The organism is Streptomyces sp. NBC_01497, assembly GCF_036250695.1.
Classification (GTDB): Bacteria; Actinomycetota; Actinomycetes; order Streptomycetales; family Streptomycetaceae; genus Streptomyces.
Window position 1 is genome coordinate 1053791 of record NZ_CP109427.1, and the last position, 20141, is coordinate 1073931.

Below are 20141 nucleotides of genomic sequence, written 5' to 3' on the forward strand. Positions count from 1 at the left end.
CTACCGAAATGATCTCCGCGACGGTTGGATCACCGCGCGCCCCTGACCAGGGGTGGAGTGGTTGGCTCGGTCGTCGCCGGGGCGTTGGCCTGGCCGAACGGTCCCGGGCAGATGTGCGGCCCAAGCTGCACGCGGCCTCCCCGCCAGGCTCCGTACCCCCGGCATCTTGACTCCGCAGCCCCGCGTACAAGGGCAGCAACTTGGCGCGCGCAGGCAGCAATGCCACCGAACGACGCCGTCGGCCTGACGACCAGTAGTACTTCGTCAGGTTCTGCGTCCGTTTCGGTGGGCAGGGGGCGATTGCAGGTGGTGCAGGTGTACCGGTCCACGCGGTCTACAGGTCCTGAAGGGGTTTGCACCTGGTAGAGGGTCAGGCCGACGTGCGGACTTTCGGGCCAAGGGCCCCCGAGGGTGAGAAATGCCTGGATGGCGGTGCCGAGGGTGACATGGTGGTACCAGGTCTAACGGAGTCGCCGTGTCGGGCAGGTTAGCTCATGCCTTCGCGGGCGGCCCGAACGGTGGCGCTGGACGGAGCGTAGCGGTGCCACAGCGCACGCTGGACGAACAGCGTGAGGACTCCGGCGATCAGCATGCCGCCGAGGTTGACACCGAGTTGCACGAAGGACGCCGCCACCTCGTCGCCGTGCGCGAGGACGGCGGCGACGGCGATGTTGCCGGCCGCCGGGACGGTGGTGACGGAGATGAACACGCCCACCAGAGCGGAGGACTTCCCGGCCGTCAGCGACAACAGTCCGGCGATGCCCGCGAGCACCGCGACGATGAACGACCACTTGTCCGGATGGACGATGAAGTCCGTCAAGGGACGGTGGTCGAGCATGCCTGGGCTCACCCAGCCGAGGCCGCGGCCGACCGCCGCGCAGGCCGTCGTGATCAGGATCGCGACGGTGAAGCCCACGATGACGGTCCGCGCGGCCGAGCCGACCAGTGGCCAGTCCTTCCGCAGCAGTCCGAGGCTCATCGCGGCCACCGGGCCGAACTCGGGGCCGAGCACCATCGCGCCCACGATCAGGATCGGCTGGTCCAGGAGCGCACCGATCGCCGCGATCTGTGTGGCGAGTACGAGGAAGACCAGGAACGCCCAGGTGAGACGGGCGTCCGAGGCGGTACGCGCGGCCAGTTCCTCCCAGACCACGGCGTCGTCGCCGTCGCCGGGTGCCGCCTCCTCCGCCCGCTCGGCGGCGGTGGACAGCGACAGGTCGAGCTGTTCCACCGTGACCGCGCCGCTCTCCTTCAGACCGAGGTCGCGCAACTCGTCGAGGATGCCGTTGGCGGCCTCTCTGGCGACGTCGAACTCGACGAAGTCCCCGGCAGGCGCGTAGGCGGCGCCGGGCAGGCTGATCACGTTGACGACAGCAGGCGACCGGCTCGCGATGCCCAGGACATCGGCGGTGCGGTCGGCGGGACTGATGACTCGGACATGCAACACGCACAGCATTGTCCCCGACCGCGCGGAGTGGCCGTACGGCGGACCGTGAACCCGCACCTGCCGTATCCGTGGCGCGTTTGCTTGGATGGCGGGGTGAACAGTACCGAGAGCAGCGCTCTGACGATCCTCATTCTGGCAGCGGTCGTTCTTGTGGCGGTGGTCTCGAACCGGTTGAGCGAGCGCATCCGGGTTCCGGCGCCGTTCCTCTTCCTGGTGGGCGCCGCCGCCGTCTCGGACATCGTTCCCGGGGTCGGGGGCAAGGTACCGATCGGGCTGGTCGAGCAGGTGGTGACCGTCGCGCTGATCGTGGTGCTGTTCGACGGCGGTCTGGGCATCGGATGGCGCCGCTTCCGCGCGGCGGCCGTGCCCGTCGTCACGCTCGGTGTGGCCGGGACGATCCTGACCACCGGCGCGGTGACGCTCCTCGCGCACTACGCGTGCGACCTGTCGTGGCGCACCGCGCTCCTCCTCGGCGCGGCCCTGGCGCCGACTGACCCGGCGGTCGTCTTCTCCGTACTGGGACGCCGCGAGATCACCGGGCGTACGGGCACGATCCTGGAGGGTGAGTCGGGGGCCAACGACCCCGTGGGCATCGCCCTGATGGTGGCCCTGCTCGGCGCCGGCGGCAGCGCGGGCACGCAAGTGGGCCACATCCTCACCACGTTCGCCGAACAGATGGTGGTCGGCGTGGCGGTGGGCGCGGCCGGTGGGTTCGCGCTTGTGTGGTTCATCCGCAAGGTGCCGTTGCCGGGCGCGGGCCTGCATCCGGTACGCGCGCTCGCCGGTGCCGGTGTCATCTACGGTGCCGCGACCGTGGCCCACGGCTCCGGCTTCCTCGCGGTGCTGGTCGCGGGTGTGCTCATCGGGGACGAGTCGGTGCCGTACCGGCTGGAGATCCGGCAGGTGTGCTCGGCGCTGGCGAGCCTGGCGGAGATCGTCGTGTTCGTCGCGCTCGGACTGACGATCGGCCTCCGGGCCCTGGGAACGGACAATGCCTGGCTGATCGGCCTGGTCCTCGCCGTGCTGCTGGCCTTCGTCGTCCGCCCGCTGCTCCTCGGCCCGCTGCTCCTGCCGGTCCGGATGCGGCGCGGCGAGCGTGCTTTCGTGCTCTGGGCCGGCCTGAAAGGCGCCGTGCCGATCCTGCTCGGCGCCTTCGCCATCACCGCCGGCGTCCCCGGCTCGCGGCGCATCTACGAGATCATCTTCGTGGTCGTCGCCTTCTCGGTGCTGGTCCAGGGCGGCACAGTCGGCCTGGCCGCCCGCCGCTTCGGTGTCCCCATGGAGACCACCACTCCCACCCCGTGGACCTTCGGCGTCAGGCTCCCCCATGAACCGCTGGGGACCCGTCACTACACGATCCGCCCGGGCGACGACGCCGACGGAACCACCGTGGGCGACATCGTCAGCAACTCAGACCTCTGGATCAGCACGGTCCTGCGGAACGGACACCTCCTGTCGATCACCTCCGACACCGTCCTGCACGCCGGCGACGAACTCCTCCTCATCGGCGACGGGACTACAACGGGGGAAGCCGGCGAGGCCGAGAACCCCGGCGGCTCCGAGGGGTAGGCGCCACACCGAGGCCAAACCACCCGGGCAGATCACAGCCCACCCAAGGACTCATGCACCGTGACGCATCCACGCAGCGGGACGTGAGACAACCGATCAAGACCGCACGCGACACCGGCTGCTGCCAATTCAACGGGACCCCCGACGGGCAATGTCCAAGTGACGGAGCGCCCTAAGCGCCTCAGACGTCGCTCCGTCACCGTGAGTGCCGTCGGGCGCTTCACCAGTAGACGCTCTGTTCCGCGCGTCCCTGCACCGGTGGTTCGTCGCCGGCTTCGCTGAAGGCGTGGAGGGCCTCGACGAGTCCGGCGCGCTGCGCCGTCGGCATGGCGCCGACGATCCGCGCGATCTCCGCGCGTCTGCGTTCCGTCGCCTCGTCCACGACGTGCCTGCCTTCCTCGGTGAGGCTGATGAGGATCTCGCGGCGGTTCAGCTCGTTCGGCCGCCGATCCAGCATGCCCGCACTGGTCAGGCGTTCAACCATGCGCAGCGCCGTGGACGGGATGACGTCGAGGTGTGCACCCAGACGAGAGATGTTCATCGCTCCCCGCGTCGAGAGGACGACGAGCATCCGGAACTGGGCCAGCGTGAGGCTCTCCTCCACGGACGCCAAAGAGCGGGCGGAAACGGCCACGAGCAGGCGCGATGCCGTCAGCACAGCGGTGACGACCTCGTCAGCCACCTCGCCGCGGGAGCCGGAGGGGCCTGAGGGCTGGGCCGGTGACGGCGGACGCTCGCGCATGGTCCCTTTCTACCTCGTCCCGAGGAGGAAGCGGTCTGCGCGGTCGCAGGGAAAGGCTCTCTCCGGCCGGCGAGGAAGCATTGCACAGGGCAATATTGCATAATGCAAACATGCCGACCGCTTCGCCTTCGCTGCCCTCCGCACCTCCGCCGAACGCGCCCCGCCTCCCGACGGGCCTTCCCCGCCTACTGGCGATGCTCAGAGAAGCCAAGGGCGGACTGCTCGTCCTCAGCCTGCTCGTCGGCGCCGGTGCCGGACTCGGCGCCATCGCCTTCCGCTGGCTGATCAAGACCTTCACCCTGCTGCTGTCCGGACACTCCGACTACGCGGCGGCGGGCCACGCGGCGAACCCCCATGTGCCCTGGCTGGGACGCTGGTTCGTCCTGCTGGCCCCCGTCGTGGCCGGACTGCTGTACGGGCCCCTCGTGCAGCGCTTCGCGAAGGAGGCACGAGGCCACGGCGTTCCGGAAGTCATGTTCGCGGTGGCACGCCGAGGAGGCCGGATAGCTCCCCAGGTCGCGCTCGTGAAGTCGCTGGCCTCCGCGCTGTGCATCGGCGGCGGCGGATCCGTCGGCCGCGAGGGGCCCATCGTCCAGATCGGTTCGGCGCTCGGGTCCTCGCTCGGCCGGTTTGTGCACGTCGCAGAGGACCGGATGCGCGTCCTGGTGGCCTGCGGCGCCGCCGGCGGCATCGCCGCGACCTTCAACGCCCCACTGGCCGGCGTCTTCTTCGCGATGGAACTCATCCTGCGGGACTTCACGGCGGAGTCCTTCGGCATGGTGGTCCTCGCCTCGGTCACCTCCTCGGTGATCGGACGGGCGGCGTTCGGCAACACCCCCTTCCTCCACCTGCCGGCCTTCACCGTCCACCACCTCTCCGAATACCTGCTCTTCCTCCTCCTCGGCGTCATCGCGGGCGCGGTCGGGGTGGGCTTCAGCCGTGTCCTGTACTGGATCGAGGACGCCTGCGACTTCGCGTGGCGAGGCCCCGAATGGGCGCGGCCCGCAGTCGGCGGCCTGCTCCTCGGCCTGCTCCTGCTCCTCCTGCCGCAGATGTACGGGGTCGGCTACCCCGTACTCGAGAACGCCGTGGGAGGCGCCTACGGCATCGGATTCCTCATCGTCCTGCTCGTCGGGAAGATGGCGGCCACGAGCCTGACCATCGGCATCGGCGGATCGGGCGGCGTCTTCGCCCCCTCGCTGTTCATGGGAGCCATGCTCGGTGCCGGCTACGGCGCGCTCGCACACCAGGTCGTGCCGGGCATCGCGGGACCTGTCGGCGCCTACGGTCTGATCGGCATGGGCGCCGTCTTCGCCGGAGCCGCCCGGGCTCCGATCACCGGTGTCATCATCATGTTCGAGCTCACCGGCGAGTACTCCATCATCCTTCCCCTGATGGCCGCCATCGCCGTGGCCACCGGCGTCAGCCGGGCCCTGTCCTACGACACCATCTACACCCTCAAGCTGCGCCGCCGCGGAGTCGACCTCGGCGAGAGGCCCCACACGGCCCCCTTCGCCGGAATGACCGTGGCCGCGGTGATGGAGCCCCTCCCCGAACCACTCGACAGCGCCATGCCGCTGACCGAAGCGGCGGACGCCCTCGCGCGATCACCCCACGGCGTACTGCCGGTGCTCGCGGCCGACAGCACCTACCTCGGCACCGCCACCGCCCGTACCGCGGCGGAGACCCTGGCCGAAGCGGCCGACACCGTTCCATCGGTGGGGGCGATCGTCCACCTGCCGCATCCCGTCACAGCTGAGACCGAACTGTCCGAAGCCCTCGCGGCGCTCGTCACGGCCGAAGGCGCCGGCCTGCCCGTCCTCGACGGCACTCGCACGCGCCTCACCGGATGGATCACCCACCAGGCGGTTCTCCACGCCCTCCACACTCCACCCCGGCAGACGGCTGACCCCACCCCTGTCCTGTGATCGCCGGTGCGCTGGCAGAGGAAGGCAAAGGAGGAGAAGTAGGAGGCGGCCCGGACCTCGTACGTGCCGAGGCTTCGTCCACCGGGACCGGCGCCCGCTGGGCCTGCACGAACCGTCATCCGTCTGCGGGCAGCCACTGTTGCGCCGTCGACCCGCCCTTTCTCAGGAGCGGAGGCTTGAGGCATGCACGCGGTCCTGCACGCTCTGTCGGTCACCGGCTCGATGACCTGGGAGATCACCTGGGCGCTGATCCTCGGCTTCGGCCTGTCCGCGGTGATCCCACGGCGAGCCTGGACACTGATGCCCTGCGCAGGCCGGATGTCTGCCGCGCAGCAGCAGCTGGGCGTACTGGTCGTCGGCACCGCCGGGCCTCGTACTCGACTCTGTCGGTTCCCGGCTGGTGAAGCTGCCCTTGCCAACCTGGCCCTCAGGGAGGTCTCGACGAACCCCACGCAGACCGGCTGTGCCAGGCAAAGGGCTTGCAGATCATTAACACGTCGTTTTGATCTTGCTGTTGGGGTCGCTGCTGTGGGCGCGAACTCGAGCTTGGAGGGCGGCGCGGGCAGCGGGCGGGGTGGCCGCCGACGGGATGACGATTTCGTGAGCCTTGAGTAGTCTCCTGATCTTCAGCAGAGTGCGGTGCATGGCGGTCCGGCTGCTGCCGAACAACACGGCGAGGGGTTCTGCGGCCAAGGCGACCCGCGTGTGGAGCACGGTCGCCAGGACCTGCTCGTGGAAGTCGAGCCGGGGTGGACGGCCACGCTTGACGTCGCCGTGTTACGACAAAGTCTTGATGAGGTCGTTGAGTTGCTGCCGGGTCGTTCCGGTCAGGGCGGGGTCGGAGAGGAGGGTCTGGTCCCACTCCGGCGCTGGCGGCGGCGAGGGCCGGGCCGCCGGGGTGGCCGGGCAGGGCTGGGAGTGCAGGGCGAAGTTCCGGTCGCCATGGAAGATGTGGCGGGTCAGCGGCAGGGCCGCCATCTCCGCGTCATCGATGGCGACTCCGGTTGGGTAGATGTTGGTGTCCAGCTCGGCAATGACGCGCAGGGCCGTGCGGGTCGTGGTCGCAGCGATGGTCTGGACGATGACTTCGTGGCTGGTCAGCGGGCGACCGCGCCAGTTCAGGGTGATGTGTGAGAAGAGCCGGTGCTCGATCTTGTTCCACTTCGATGTGCCCGGAGGCAGGTGACAAACGGTGATCCTCAGCCCCGTTTCGGCTGCGAACCGGGCGAGCTCGAGCTTCCAGGCCCGGGTCCGGTATCCGTTGGAGCCGCCCGCGTCGGCGGTGATCAGCAGCCGTGTCCCCTGCGGGTAGGCGGCCTGTCCCTGGCCGGACCACCAGCGACGCATCGATTCCACCGCGAACGCGGCGGTGTCGTGGTCGGTGCCGACGTTGACTCAGCCGGTGTTCGCCGCCGGGTCGTAGACCCCGTAGGGGATGGCCTTGCCCAGGTGTGGGTCGGCGAAGTCATGAACATGCACCGGCGCCGGATCACCGGCCGGACGCCACTGTCGGCCACTGTTTTTGAACTCGCCGACCAGTTCGTTCTTCTTGGTGTCCACGCTGATCACCGGCTCGCCGGCGTCCCAGTGCCCGCGTGCCCGTTCGTTGAGGTAGCGGAACCGGGCATCGCGGTCCGCATGCTGGCCGCCCTCCACCGTCTCGGCGTTCGCCTGCAGACTGAAGCCTTCCTCCCGCAACAGGTCGGCGACGGTGTCCGCACTGACTTTGTGCCCGGCACGGGCCAGCTCCCGCGCCAGCGTGCGGGTCGACTTCACCGTCCACCGCAGCGGCGACATCGGATCACCCCGCTCGTCCGGCTCGACCAATGCCAGCAGCGCGGGTCGCAGCCCCGGATCGAGATCCGCGACTCGCTTGCGGCCTCCTCCCGGCCGCCGCACCCGGCCCAGCGGCTCCTCGCCGGCCTCCAACTCGAACACTCCCTTGCGGACCGTGGTCTCACTCACCGAGGCCGCCCGCGCGACGGCCCGGACACCGCCATGCCCCAGCACCCGAGCCTCGGCAGCCATGAGCAGCCGCCGTTGCCGCTCGTCAAGGTGTGTGAACAACACCGCGCACTTCACAGCGAGTTGGCCGCGGGTCTCATCCTGGATGCGGATACCACGTCAACGAGCTCCGGAGCGGGGAGCAACACCTTTATTCTCTGCAAGCCCTTAGGCGTTCGAGTCGAGCGTGGGGGACACGGCGGTTTGGCGGCGCAGTGCATGCGGGCCGATAGGGCGAGAGCTCGGCCTGCAGCCGCCGCAGCGAAGGCCGCCGCTCGGAACAGGAGGCCATTACTCGGGCGTGTCCCCCCACGCCGCGCTGCAGCACTGCCCACCGCCCATCCCTGCTGCGGCCCACGGGCGGCATCGGACCCTTGAGAGTTAATACTGCTTATGGCTGCTCCCCGTCCGTCTTCATGACTCCGGTCATCGGCTGTGTGCCGCGAGCGGGCGCCGTCGCACGGGCAGTACGGACGTGATCACGCGCCTCGGACGAGTTGGCGCACGAAAAAGGAATCAGGGATGGGGTACAACTGCGACAGGGCACGCACGCAGCCCGGTACAGGACAGCATGGTCCTCGGCCCCCAGGCGAGGGCCGGCCTCATGCGGTCACGCCCCGCCGTGCCGGCAAGGAGATTCGGCTGACGCCTTCGGTGCCGCGGCACTTCCTAGCGCCACGGACTCCTGATCAACGAAACCGTCGCCGCACAGACCGTAGACCCCGCCTGCCCCGGACCCACGTCACCGATCATTAACCAGGTCCCTATCCCCCCTGCTCTCCCCGGCGGCCTCGGCACCCCGGGGACGACGCCAAGGCTGCCTGATCGAACCGGACACCACCCGCCACCACGCCTCCACCGGCAACTCACCCGCAGGCTCGAACGGCTCCCCCGGCCGCGGGAGCGCCACCGCCTGACCGGCCTCCTCCGCCTCGTACTTCGTCCACTCCCCCGGCTCCGCCCACGCATGCGGCGCCAGGTTGAACGTCCCCCAGTGGATCGGCATCATCACACCGGAAGGCGAGCCGCCCTGAAGGTCCAGGTGCGCGCGCATTCCCTCGGCCGGCGTCATGTGAATGTCTGGCCAGTGCTCCGAGTAGGCGCCGATCTGGATCATCGTCAGGTCGAACGGGCCCTGGGCCGCCCCGATGTCCCGGAAACCGGCGAAGTAGCCCGTGTCACCGCTGTGGTAGATCCGGTGTTCGCGGCCGACGACGGCCCAGGACGCCCACAGGGTGTGCTGCTGGTTGCGGATGCCCCGGCCGCAGAAGTGCCGGGCGGGGGTGGCGGTCAGCCGGACGCCCGCGACCTCGGTGGACTCGTGCCAGTCGAGTTCGCGCAGGCGGGAAGGGGCGACGCCCCAGCGCTCCAGGTGGGCCCCGACGCCGAGCGGTACCGCGAAGACGGTGTCGGTGGTGGCGAGTGCCTTGATGGTGGGCATGTCCAGGTGGTCGTAGTGGTCGTGGGAGATCACCACGACGTCCACAGGACCCAGCGAGGCGAGCGGCACCGGGACGGGGTGCAGGCGCTTGGGCCCGACGAACGTGAAGGGAGAGCAGCGCTCACCCCAGACCGGGTCGAACAGCACGCGAGCGCCGTCGATCTCCGCGAGCACGCTGGAGTGTCCCATCCAGGTCACCCGCAGTCCGCCGGCCGGGGGCCGCGCGATGTCGGCAAGCGTGGTGGGGTGAACGGGTACCGTGCCGGTGGGGGCGCGCCGCGCACGCGCCTCCTTCTCGAAGTAGACCTTCGCGAGGTCGAGCGGCGAGCCCGAGGGTCTGGTCCGCGCCGTGCCGTCCGGGTTCTTGAATGTGCCGTCGACGAAGTGCGGCGAGCGGTGGATGCGCGCGAGGCGCTCCCCCGTCGCGTCGGCGCCGAAGGCTTCGGGCCTGCTCGCGCGCAGCCGCGAGCGAACGGATCGAGATGATGGGGACGAGCCGGTGCCTGGCACGACACCTCCTGGATATCCGGAGTTTTCCACAGCACCAGAACGTATCCGGAACCCCGAGGATTCCCACATTCCCGGCCGTGTCCCCTCGGACGCGGGCTCCCTCTCCCGGGGGTCTGTGGTGCTGCCCGTTCCGTGGCAGCCGTACGCCGTGCCGGACGCCGCCACTCCCCTCTCCGACCCGCCCGCCCTGCCCACCGGGCACCGGCCACCGGACGCCGGGAGTCCGGATGAGGTCCGGCGGGGTCCGATGAGTAGGGTGTCGGGATTCGCCGTTCAGATGACGTCGTCTGCGGGTTCACTGCGGCACGTCACCATGCGGGGACGGCGGGGGGACCACCGACGCGAGAGGCACACTGTGACGGACCAGCGGAGCGACGACGGACCGGGCCGGACGGCCCACGACGTGCTGGTCGTCGGAGGCAGCGGCGTGGACACCGTGGTCCGGGTCGACTCGCTGCCCGTGCCGCTCGCCGACACGGTCGACGTGAGCGCGATACGTGAGTGGCCCGGGCACACCGGCGGGAATGTGGCGCTCGGCTGCCGGGCGCTCGGACTCGGCGTGAAGTTCCTCGACTTCGTCGGTGACGACTGGACCGGGGCGCAGGTGCGCGCCCGGCTCGCCGAGGGCGACGTGGACTTCGAGGCCCTGACCTCCCCGTCGGGGACCCGGCGGGCCGTGAGCCTGGTGGAGCGCACGGGGCGGCGGATGTCCTTCCAGGACGCGCGTGAGCCGGCGGGCCTGAAGATGCCGCGCGCGTTCTACCTGCCGCACCTGCGCGCGGCCCGCCATGTGCACCTTTCCGTCGTGGACTTCGCACGGCACCTCTTCGACGACATCGTGGAAGCGGGCGTGCCGGTCTCCACCGACCTGCAGGACTGGGACGGACTCTCCGGGCACCAGCGGGAGTTCGCGCTCCGGGCGGACCTGGTGTTCCTGAGCGCGACCGGGGCGGGCGGCCGGATCGCCGCCGTCATGAAGGAGATCCTGCGCGAGGGGCGCGCCGAGGTCGTCGTGGCGACCGCGGGCGCCGGCGGTTCGTACCTGATGACACGGGCGGCGCCGTCGCCCCGCCCGATCGCCGCGACGGTGCCGCCCGCGCCGGTCGTGGACTCCAACGGCGCGGGAGACGCGTACGTCTGCGGATTCCTCTACGGCCGGCTGACGGGCCGCGGCCTGGAGGAGTGCGCGGAGCTCGGCGCCAGAGCGGGCGCCTTCGCCTGCACGGGCCAGGGTCCGGCCGCCCTGATCGGCCGCGACGAACTGCTGAAGCACGCCGGCTGACACCCGCCTTCCGGCGGACGCCGAGCCGGGCAACCCCCGGTACGGACCGCTGCCCTGGCCCCCGGCCGCGGGACCGCCGCCCCGGGCCCCCGAGCCGGGGCCGACGCGCGGTCCGGCCACGCCGGCCGGCGCGGTCCTGGGGCACCGCTCGGTGAGGCGGCCCGCGACCGGCCGCCCGTACAGGAGCGCAACGCGTCCCGTGCCCGCTCCCCGGGTCTGGCCGCCGAGGCCGTCAGGTCTGCCGCACCGGCGCGTAGTCGTCCTCCTCCACCCCGAAGGTCCAGGCGACGCCCGCTCTCGCCGTCCGGGTCCCCGGCGGCACGCGCAACCAGTACGTACGGCGCGTGCCGTCGGGCTCGGGGGTCGCGTTGACGACCTCGACCATCACCACGTCCTCGTCGTCGGCCAGTCGGATGCGCCAGAGCCGGCCGGTTTCGTCGTCCTGCACCGAAGTGGCGCCGGACTCGTCCAGGTAGCGCTGGTAGCCGTAGTACTCCAGCATCACGCGGCGCAGTTCGGCGTTCCCCTCCGCGCGGATGCGCTGTGGTGAGAGAGAGGCCAACTCGGCGTGGAAGTCCGCCGGGACGGGCATGCCACGCCAGGCGTGCAGCGCGAAGCCGTCGGCGTAGGCGAGCGCGGGCCCGTCCCCGTTGTCGAGTCGGCCCGCCTCGTCACGATGGAGTTCCACGGGCCGTTCGCACACGACGACTGCCCGCTCGTAGGGCCACCACCAGCCCGCGTGCCGCGCCACCGCGGCGAGTCCGGCGAGCCGCTCGGTGCGTCCGTCGAACGCGGCGAGCCAGGCCGCGTCGTGCTGCCCGAGCACGGCGTCGACCAGCAGGGCCCGCACCGCTGCGCCCTCGGCTCCCTCCGGGTCGGCCGCACACGCGGACACCACGGCCGTGGTGATGCGGTCGGTGAGCAGGCGGTTGGGGCCCCACAGGGCGGCGCCCGTACGACTCCAGTGCGCGGCCCAGCCGGCGGGCCCCAACTCCTCGTACGCGGCGCGCCGCTCGTCCGCCCACGGCCGTGTGCGCACCGCGCCGCGGACGGACGCGCCGGGATCGGCCAGCGCCCGCACGGCTTCGACGCCCGCGCGGGGCGACGCGGCCCAGACGATGGTCTCCGGCTCCGGGATGCCCGCGAGCCGGTAGGCGTGGCGTATACCGCGCTCGGCCGCGGGCCGGTCGGCCGGTGCGGTGGACGCGCCGACCGCGCGCCACCGCCGCAACGGGTCCAGCCCGGCCTGCCCTTGCACGCCGGGATCCTGATCCGCGCCGCCCGCGGCCGCCCGGTCCGCCGGTCCCGCTCCGAGCTCGGCTTCCGCTGCCGCGTCGCCCGCCGCAACCGTTGCCCCCGGGTACGCCCCGGCGCCTCCCGGGACCCCACCCCTCGTCCCGTCCCGCACCGCTTCCGTCCCCTGCGTCGTCACCCTCATCAGTGCATCCCCCGTCCCCGCACCGTCCGCTGTCCCCGCACCATCAGCCGTCCCCATGCCGCAATCCTCCATGCCCGCTGTCCCGCCACCCGTCGTGGTCATCCTCGCGCCCGCGCCCACGTCTCAGTCCGCCACGATCCGCACCGACCCCGGCACGTACTCCCGCTGCCGCACCACCCGGAACCACCCCTGGGGCAGGGCGATCACCGCGTGCTCCTCGTGCACCACCCGCCCGCCGTCCGGGAGATGAAGGAACATCGGCGCCGCCGGATCGTCGTGCTCCCGCAGCAGGCGGCCGGGTCCCACCACCGCGTGCGCGTGCCCCGTCACCTCGCCGAGCGCCAGCACCAGTCGGCCGCGCCCGTCGCGCGCCTCGCCCGGCGCCTGCGCGAGGCGCCCGGGCACCGCCTCGGCCGCGACGGGCACGATCAGTACGTCTCCCTGCCGGAACATGACTCTCCCCTCCACCGGGCCGCCGACCGCGCCCCGACCTGACGAAAACGCTAGGCGGAGGGTCTGACATCGATGCTGATTCCGAGGCTCCGGTGGCGGCCCGCCGGCCACGGGGCATCCCGGGCAGCGCTGTTGTCAGAGGCACTTGGTAGAACTGCTGCATCGCCGGCCGATCAGCGCCGCCCGCCCCCTGGAGCCATCGCCATGTCCACGGACGCCCTTGAGGAATTCCACGGCCTGCCCACCTTCGACTTCCCCGAGGCCGGCGGCACGGGCGGGCTGCCTCCTGCCGCGTCCGTCGCCTGGCGGGTGCGTGTCGAGGCGTACGAGGCGGAGACCCCGTGGAAGAAGGAGTTCGCCCGGTTCGCGGCGGCGGTCGACCTCTCCCAGGTACGGGCGCTTGTGGTCGGGGCCTGGAGCGACCCTTACGACTCGGGCCCAGACGAGGTGATCGAGGCTCTCACCGAGGCGGGCGGCCGGATGACCGCGCTGCGCGCCCTCTTCCTCGGCGACATCGACGCCGATGAGTGCGAGATATCGTGGATCACCCAGACGCAGGTCTCTCCGCTGCTCGCGGTGTTCCCCCGCCTTGAGGCGTTCGGCGTACGGGGCGGTCAGGCGCTGGAGTTCGCGCCGGTCGAGCATGCGGGGCTCCGGGAGCTGATCGTCGAGACGGGCGGGCTCGACGCCTCGGTCGTACGGGGTATCGGTGCGAGCACCCTGCCGGCGCTGGAGCGGCTCGACCTGTGGCTGGGCGTCGACAACTACGGGGGTACGACCGAGATCGCCGACCTGGCACCTTTCCTGTCCGGCGACCGCTTCCCGGCGCTGCGCCATCTGGCCCTGCACAACAGCGAGCTGCAGGACGAGATCGCCGTCGCGTTCGCGTCCGCTCCCGTCGTGGCCCGGCTTGAGACGCTGGATCTGTCCATGGGAACGCTCGGGGACGTGGGTGCCGAGGCCCTTTTGTCCGGGCAGCCGCTGACGCACCTGAAGAAGCTCGACCTGTCGCACCACTACATCTCCCCGCCGCTCCGGGACCGTCTGGCGGCGGAACTCGGCGTGGCGGGCGTGGTCGTGGACCTCGACGACGACGGCGCCCAGGAGGACGACGAGGACTTCCGCTATGTCGCGGTGTCGGAATAGCGGGCCGTCATGACGTTGATCGTGGTGGGGATTCCCGGCAGCCGCCGGGTGACGCTGTTCCGGGCGGCCGTGGGCGCCGCAGGGCTGCCGTCCGCCCGCGTGGTGCCGTGGGCGGACATCCTGCGCGGCGGCGCGCCGGGGTTCACCGGTGCCGACACCGTCCGTGTCGAGTCACCCGGTGAGGACGCCGAGGTCGACGCCCTGCTGCGCAACGGGCGGGAGCCCGTGCGCGTCGAGGGCAGCGCGCGCTGGTACGCGGGACTGACGGCGGCCGCACGAAGGCTCGGACGGGCCGCGGCGGACGTCGGCGCGGTGCTCCTGGACGACGCCGAGGAACTGGCCGTGCTGTTCGACAAGCGGCTGTGCCACGGCGTGCTCGCCGGGGCCGGCGTAGCGGTGCCGGCGTCACCGACCTCCGGCCCGGCGGCGCCCGCCGTGGCGGGCTGGGAGGACGTGCGGTCGTTGATGGCGGGGGCGGGTCTGCGCCGGGCGTTCGTGAAGCTCGCCCACGGCTCCTCCGCGTCGGGGGTGCTGGCCGTGGAGACACCCGGCCGGGGCCGGGTCCGGGCGATCACCTCGGTCGAACGCGACGCGTCGGGACGGCTGTTCAACTCGCTGCGGGTACGGAGCTACACGGCGGAGCGGGACGTCGCGGCGATCGTGGACGCGCTCGCGCCGGACGGCCTGCACATCGAGCGGTGGCTGCCGAAGGTGCGACTGGGCGGCCGCAACGCGGACCTGCGGGTGGTCGTGGTCGCGGGCCGGGCCACCCACGCCGTCGTGAGGACCAGCCGCTCCCCCATGACCAACCTGCACCTGGGCGGCAGGCGCGGCGACCTGGCGGGGGCGCGGGCCGCCGCCGAGGCGGCCGGCGGCAGCCTTGAGGACGCGCTCGACCTCTGCGAGCGCGCGGCGGCGGCTTTCCCCGGTACGCACTGCGTGGGGGTCGATCTGCTCCCGCTGGCAGGCGGGCGCGGCTTCGCGATCGGCGAGGTCAACGCGTTCGGGGACCTGCTGCCGGGTCTGACCGGCCTGCCGGGCACACCGGCCGAGGGGCTCGACACCTACGGCGCCCAGCTCGCCGTCCGGCCGCTGCGGGGTGCGCGTGCCGGAATCTGATGTGGACATGAACGCGGTGGTGGGGCGGGACGACCTGCTGCTGGTCACCCTGGACACCCTGCGGTTCGACGTCGCCGACGACCTCGCTGCGGCGGGGCGCACCCCCGAGCTGGCCCGGCGGCTACCGGGCGGCAGGTGGGAGCGGCGGCACGCGCCCGGCAGCTTCACGTACGCCTCGCACCAGGCCATGTTCGCGGGGTTCCTGCCCACACCGGACCGTCAGGGCCCTCACCCCCGGCTGTTCGCCGCGCGCTTTCCCGGCAGTGAGTCCACCGCGCGGGGCACGTACGTCTTCGAGGGGCCCGACCTGGTCTCCGGGCTCGCGGCCGCCGGCTACCGCACGGTGTGTCTGGGCGGGGTCGGGTTCTTCAACCGGCAGGGCCCGCTGGGTTCCGTGCTCCCCGGCCTGTTCCAGGAGGCCCACTGGGAGCCGGAGTTCGGGGTGGCCTCGCCCCGGTCCTTCGAGGCGCAGATCGACCGGGCGGAGCGCGTCGTGGCACAACTGCCGCCGGACCGGAGGCTGTTCCTGTTCGTCAACGTCTCGGCGCTGCACCAGCCCAACTGGTTCCACCTGGCGGGTGCCACCGCCGCGGCCGGCGACAGCAGGGCCAGCCACGCGGCGGCGCTGGAGTACGTCGACCGCCACATCGGGCGGCTGTTCGCCGCGATGAGCGCGCGGCGCCGCTGCTTCGCGATGGTCTGCTCGGACCACGGCACAGCGTACGGCGACGACGGCTTCACCGGCCACCGCATCGGCCATCCGTCCGTGTGGACCGTGCCGTACGCCCATTTCTTCCTCGACCCCGGGACGGCTCCATGAACGACGACGCGGCGATCCGCCCGTACCAGAACTACGTGTACGCGTATCCGCACAAGACGGCGTACGGCCCGCTCGAAGAGGCGCCGCCACTACGGGAGGTGTGGGCGGGTGAGCGGCGCGACGCGCTCTCGCTGTACCTGCACGTCCCGTTCTGCGAGGTGCGCTGCGGCTTCTGCAACCTGTTCACCCGGATCGGCGCGCCCGACGAGCTGACGTCGCGCTACCTGGACGCACTGGAGCGGCAGGCGATCGCCGTCCGCGAGGCGCTGGGTGACGAGGAGCCCCCGCGGTTCGCCGCCGCGGCCTTCGGCGGCGGCACGCCGACCTTCCTCAGCCCGGGTGAGCTGGAGCGGCTCTGCGACATAGCCGAGAAACGGGCGGGCGCCGACCTCACGGCCGTCCCCCTCTCGGTGGAGGCGTCACCGGCCACGGCGACGGCGGACCGGCTCGCCGTCCTCGCGGAGCGGGGCGCGACGCGCCTGAGCCTCGGCGTCCAGAGCTTCGTCGCGGCGGAGGCGCGCTCGGCGGTCAGGCCCCAGCACCGGGCCGATGTCGAGGCGGCACTCGGCCGGATTCGGGACGCGCGGATACCGGTGCTCAACATCGACCTGATCTACGGCATCGACGGGCAGACCGAGGAGAGCTGGCGGTACTCACTTGAGGCGGCGCTCGCCTGGCGGCCCGAGGAGCTCTACCTCTATCCGCTGTACGTGCGCCCGAGGACCGGCCTCAGCCGCCGGGAGCGCACCAGTGAGCGCGCGTGGGACGAGCAGCGGCTGCGCCTGTACCGCTACGGTCGCGACCTGCTGCGCGCCGAGGGCTACGAGCAGGTGTCGATGCGGATGTTCCGGCGCCCGGGCGCCCCGGCCCAGGGTGCCGACGACCACGCCTGCCAGAGCGACGGGATGGTCGGCCTCGGCTGCGGCGCCCGCTCGTACACCTCGCGCCTGCACTACTCGTTCGACTACGCCGTCGACATGGGCGAGATCCGCACGATCATCGACCAGTACGTCGGAACCGACGACTTCGGCCGCGCCCACCACGGATTCCGCGTCGACCCGGGCGGCGACGAACCGCGCCGCCGTCACCTGCTCCAGTCGCTGCTCCAGGCCGCCGGTCTGGACCTCGGCGAGTACCGCGCCCGGTTCGGGGCGGCGCCGGGTGAGGACTTCCCCGCCGAGTTGCGGGACTTCGCGCGGCGCGGCTGGCTGGACGACGCGGCGGCCGGTGAGGGCCTGCTGCGCCTCTCGCCCGAGGGGCTCGCCCACTCGGACGCGCTCGGCCCGGCGCTGTTCTCCGCCGCCGTCAGGTCGTCGATGTCGGCGTACGAGCCGAGGTGACGTGACGTGGATCTGACTGTCCTGTACCGGGGCCCGCTCGCCTCGTGCGACTACGACTGCCCGTACTGCCCGTTCGCCAAGCGCCGCGACAGCCCGGTGCAGTTGCGCGCGGACCGGGCCGCGCTGGACCGCTTCGCCGGCTGGGCGGCGACGGCCACGGACGACCGGCTCTCCCTGCTGTTCACTCCCTGGGGCGAGGGCCTCGTACGGTCCTGGTACCGGCGCACCCTGACCGAGTTGTCCCATCTGCCGCATGTGGCGCGGGTTGCGATCCAGACCAACCTGAGCTGCCGTACGGACTGGACTGCGGACGCCGATCCGTCGACCCTCGCGCTGTGGTGCACGTACCATCCGGGCCAGACGCCCTACGACCGCTTCCTCGCCAAGTGCGCGGACCTGGCGGCGCGCGGGGTCAGGTTCAGCGTCGGGATCGTCGGCCTGCCCGAGCACCTGCCGCATGCGAGGAGGCTCCGCGCCGACCTGCCGCCGCACGTCTACCTGTGGGTCAACGCCGCGGAGGGGCATGTGTACAGCGACGAGGAGGCCGCCCGCTGGACGGGCCTCGACGCCCTCTTCCCGTACAGCAGGACCCCGCACCGCTCCGCCGGCCTGCCCTGCCGGACCGGTGAGTCGGTGATCTCGGTGGACGGCGGGGGCACGGTGCGCCGCTGTCACTTCGTCCCCGCGGAGCTGGGCAACCTGTACGACGGCTCCTACCGGCGGGCGCTCGGACCGCGCGCGTGCCCGCTCGGGGTCTGCGACTGCCACATCGGCTATGTGCACCTGGAGACCCTGCCGCTGTACGACGTTTTCGCGGGAGGTGTGCTGGAACGGATCCCGGCGCGGCCCCCGGCTCCCGCCCTGCCCGGCCCCTGAGCCTGCCCGCCGCCGGGGTACGCGGCGCCCGCGCACCCCGGGCTGCCGGGTGCGCGGCTGCCGGCCGGTCTCGGTGTGCGGTGTGACACGGCGTACACGCCTAGGCGCGAAAAGCCCGGACACGGGCGTGAAGCTCCTGCTCAGGGCTCTGGGATCACCCGCGGGGGGCCGGGGCGCGGCCGGGTCGACGTTCCTGTGACCGACAGCTTGTGGGGGGCATCGATGCCCTAGGGTCGGAGAAAAACGCACCGGCGTCCGTCCCGGTGCCGACGACGGAGGAGCCCCCGTGACACAGGAGTCGCAGCACGTCCCTTCGGCCGGGAGCGAGGCCGGGACCGGGATCGCGGCAGGAGCCGGAACCGGCGCCCGGTCCGCGCCCGAACCCGAGCTGACCGGGGTACGCAATTTCCGCGACGTGGGCGGCCTGCCGGCCGGCGACGGGTCCGTGGTGAGGCAGGGCGTGCTGTTCCGCAGTGGTCATCTGGCGGGCGCCACGGCCCAGGACGCGGTGTTCCTGTCGTCGCTCGGCCTGCACACCGTCTTCGACTTCCGCAACGCCGCGGACCTCAAGCTGGACGGCCCCGACATCGAGCTGCCGGGGGTACGCAACGTGAACATCCCCCTCAACGACCCGGCTGACGGCGCCGAGTTCTGGAAACTCGTCCGCCACGGCGACCTGGACCAGCTGCGCGCGATCCTCGCGGACGGCAAGGCCGCCGGCCGGATGACGGAGTCCTACCGCCGGACCGTGACGGAGCGGACCGCCGAGCACAGCCGGGTCGTGCATGCCGTCGCGGACGACAGCGTGCCCGTCCTGCTGCACTGCGCCGCGGGCAAGGACCGGGCCGGCGTCACGATGGCGGTCATCCTGCTGGCACTCGGCGCGGGCTACGACGCGATCGAGGAGGACTACCTCAAGTCCAACGCCGCGCACCGGCGTTACCGGGTGAAGCGTGGCGAGGGAGCGGGCGCCGACCGCTCCGAGGCGGTCATGGAGCTGCTCAGCCCGCTGTTCGACGCACGCGCCGAGTACCTGCGGGCGGCTTTCGAGACGATGGTGGACACCTGGGGCGACACCGAGCGGTACCTGACCGAGGGCCTCGGCATCGCGCCGGGGACGCGGGAGCTGCTGCGCGCCCGGCTACTGACCGCGTGAGCCGACCTTGAAGAGCAGGTAGAGGAAGCCCGCGACGGCGTGGCCCGCGATCAGGTAGGCGAAGAGTCTGATCGCGAGGCCGCGCGGCAGGATCCCCTCCTTGTGGTTGGGCTTCTGGCTGTCCAGCGGATCGTGCGACATGATGACCGCCTCTCGAACGGTGGTGGGTCTGCTCAGCGCGGGTGGATGCCGGAGCCGTCGAGACACAGCTCGCCGGCGGGGCTCTGCAGCAGGGTGTGGACGAACAGCAGCTCGGTCCCCGCGGGCTCGGCGGCGGCGATCCGGTGCGGAACGAGCGAGTCGAAGTGGGCGCTGTCACCGGGCTGAAGGACGTGCACGCCGTCACCGAGCGCGAGCCGCAGGCTTCCCTCCAGCACGTAGAGCCACTCCTCGCCGGGGTGGACGCGGACGAGGTTGCCCTGCGCGCCGTGCTCGACGGTCACGCGCAGTGGCTGCATGGCCCGGCCGGGGTTGCCGGCCTGGCGGTACACCCAGCCGTCGGCCTCGACCGGCTCGGCGCGTGCTCCCCTGACGATCGGGTCACGCTCCGGCGGCATCTCGCCCAGGAGGTCGGAGACCGTCGTACCGTAGATACGGGCGAGAGCCAGCAGCATGGGCAGCGAGGGCTGCCGGTGCCCCGTCTCCAGCCGGGAGAGGTGGGCCGCGGAGAGGCCGGCGCGTACGGCGGCGGCCTCCAGGGTGAGGCGTCGCCTGCGGCGCAGTTCGCGCAGGCGCGGTGCGACGTCGGGCAGCGGCTCGTCGGGCGGCGGCCCGGCCGCCGCGGCGGAGGCTCCGGGGGTGCTCATGTCTCTATTGGGCCAAAAACTTTCCTCCGAGGCAAATTACTTGCCCCGGAGGTAAAAGTCCTGG

The 20141-nt window shown here is 71.8% G+C and carries 16 protein-coding genes and 1 pseudogene; 9 read left to right on the forward strand and 8 right to left on the reverse strand.

Going from position 1 to position 20141, the window contains the following annotated elements; translation table 11 throughout:
* Positions 1 to 487: 487 nt before the first annotated feature.
* Positions 488 to 1456 (reverse strand): DUF389 domain-containing protein, encoded by a 969-nt coding sequence (locus tag OG310_RS04690; protein WP_443078552.1) that lies wholly within the window; start codon positions 1454 to 1456, stop codon positions 488 to 490.
* Positions 1457 to 1540: 84 nt separating this feature from the next.
* Here OG310_RS04690 and OG310_RS04695 point away from each other — a divergent pair, with 84 nt between their 5' ends.
* Positions 1541 to 3016, forward strand: a complete 1476-nt coding sequence (locus tag OG310_RS04695) for a potassium/proton antiporter (protein WP_329454596.1) — start codon at positions 1541 to 1543, stop codon at positions 3014 to 3016.
* A gap of 220 nt (positions 3017 to 3236) precedes the next feature.
* On the opposite strand, the gene OG310_RS04700 is transcribed toward OG310_RS04695, so the two are convergent.
* Positions 3237 to 3758 carry a MarR family winged helix-turn-helix transcriptional regulator gene (locus OG310_RS04700; protein ID WP_329454597.1) on the reverse strand — a complete coding sequence of 174 codons (522 nt, stop codon included), beginning with the start codon at positions 3756 to 3758 and terminating at the stop codon, positions 3237 to 3239.
* A 194-nt stretch (positions 3759 to 3952) separates the two neighbouring features.
* Between OG310_RS04700 and OG310_RS04705 the strand changes: the two genes are divergently transcribed.
* Positions 3953 to 5686, forward strand: coding sequence for a chloride channel protein (locus tag OG310_RS04705; protein ID WP_329460023.1), 1734 nt, complete (start codon positions 3953 to 3955; stop codon positions 5684 to 5686).
* Between the two features lie 489 nt (positions 5687 to 6175).
* On the opposite strand, the pseudogene OG310_RS04710 reads toward OG310_RS04705, so the two are convergent.
* Together OG310_RS04710 and OG310_RS04715 are read right to left on the reverse strand one after the other, a co-directional pair.
* Positions 6176 to 7804, reverse strand: a pseudogene (locus OG310_RS04710) (ISAzo13 family transposase).
* Between the two features lie 628 nt (positions 7805 to 8432).
* Complete coding sequence (locus OG310_RS04715) at positions 8433 to 9641, reverse strand: MBL fold metallo-hydrolase (protein ID WP_329454598.1); 1209 nt, start codon at positions 9639 to 9641, stop codon at positions 8433 to 8435.
* A 355-nt stretch (positions 9642 to 9996) separates the two neighbouring features.
* Here OG310_RS04715 and OG310_RS04720 point away from each other — a divergent pair, with 355 nt between their 5' ends.
* On the forward strand, positions 9997 to 10923 hold the full coding sequence (locus OG310_RS04720; RefSeq protein ID WP_329454599.1) for a carbohydrate kinase family protein: 927 nt from the start codon (positions 9997 to 9999) through the stop codon (positions 10921 to 10923).
* A gap of 232 nt (positions 10924 to 11155) precedes the next feature.
* Here the strand turns inward: OG310_RS04720 and OG310_RS04725 are convergent, their stop codons facing one another.
* On the reverse strand, positions 11156 to 12163 hold the full coding sequence (locus tag OG310_RS04725) for a DUF6745 domain-containing protein (protein WP_329460024.1): 1008 nt from the start codon (positions 12161 to 12163) through the stop codon (positions 11156 to 11158).
* Positions 12164 to 12484: 321 nt separating this feature from the next.
* On the reverse strand, positions 12485 to 12814 hold the full coding sequence (locus tag OG310_RS04730) for a hypothetical protein (RefSeq protein ID WP_329454600.1): 330 nt from the start codon (positions 12812 to 12814) through the stop codon (positions 12485 to 12487).
* A gap of 204 nt (positions 12815 to 13018) precedes the next feature.
* Between OG310_RS04730 and OG310_RS04735 the strand changes: the two genes are divergently transcribed.
* The 6 genes from OG310_RS04735 (at position 13019) to OG310_RS04760 (ending at position 19271) form a co-directional block, all read left to right on the forward strand.
* Positions 13019 to 13960: an STM4015 family protein gene (locus OG310_RS04735; protein WP_329454601.1), complete on the forward strand. Its 942-nt coding sequence runs from the start codon at positions 13019 to 13021 to the stop codon at positions 13958 to 13960.
* A gap of 9 nt (positions 13961 to 13969) precedes the next feature.
* Positions 13970 to 15079, forward strand: a complete 1110-nt coding sequence (locus tag OG310_RS04740) for an STM4014 family protein (protein WP_329454602.1) — start codon at positions 13970 to 13972, stop codon at positions 15077 to 15079.
* 7 nt (positions 15080 to 15086) lie between these two features.
* Positions 15087 to 15899, forward strand: a complete 813-nt coding sequence (locus OG310_RS04745) for an STM4013/SEN3800 family hydrolase (RefSeq protein WP_329454603.1) — start codon at positions 15087 to 15089, stop codon at positions 15897 to 15899.
* A complete protein-coding gene (locus OG310_RS04750) occupies positions 15896 to 17239 on the forward strand; it encodes an STM4012 family radical SAM protein (protein ID WP_329454604.1) in 1344 nt (447 codons plus the stop codon). Before OG310_RS04745 ends, OG310_RS04750 begins: the two co-directional genes overlap by 4 nt.
* A 6-nt stretch (positions 17240 to 17245) precedes the next feature.
* Positions 17246 to 18115: an STM4011 family radical SAM protein gene (locus OG310_RS04755; RefSeq protein ID WP_329454605.1), complete on the forward strand. Its 870-nt coding sequence runs from the start codon at positions 17246 to 17248 to the stop codon at positions 18113 to 18115.
* Positions 18116 to 18455: 340 nt separating this feature from the next.
* On the forward strand, positions 18456 to 19271 hold the full coding sequence (locus tag OG310_RS04760) for a tyrosine-protein phosphatase (protein ID WP_329460025.1): 816 nt from the start codon (positions 18456 to 18458) through the stop codon (positions 19269 to 19271).
* On the opposite strand, the gene OG310_RS04765 is transcribed toward OG310_RS04760, so the two are convergent.
* The gene (locus OG310_RS04765) at positions 19257 to 19412 is read right to left on the reverse strand and encodes a DUF6126 family protein (protein ID WP_329454606.1); all 156 of its coding nucleotides are present in this window, start codon (positions 19410 to 19412) and stop codon (positions 19257 to 19259) included. The two genes, OG310_RS04760 and OG310_RS04765, sit on opposite strands and share 15 nt — an antisense overlap.
* 32 nt (positions 19413 to 19444) lie before the next feature.
* On the reverse strand, positions 19445 to 20077 hold the full coding sequence (locus OG310_RS04770) for an XRE family transcriptional regulator (protein ID WP_329454607.1): 633 nt from the start codon (positions 20075 to 20077) through the stop codon (positions 19445 to 19447).
* Positions 20078 to 20141 lie beyond the last annotated feature (64 nt).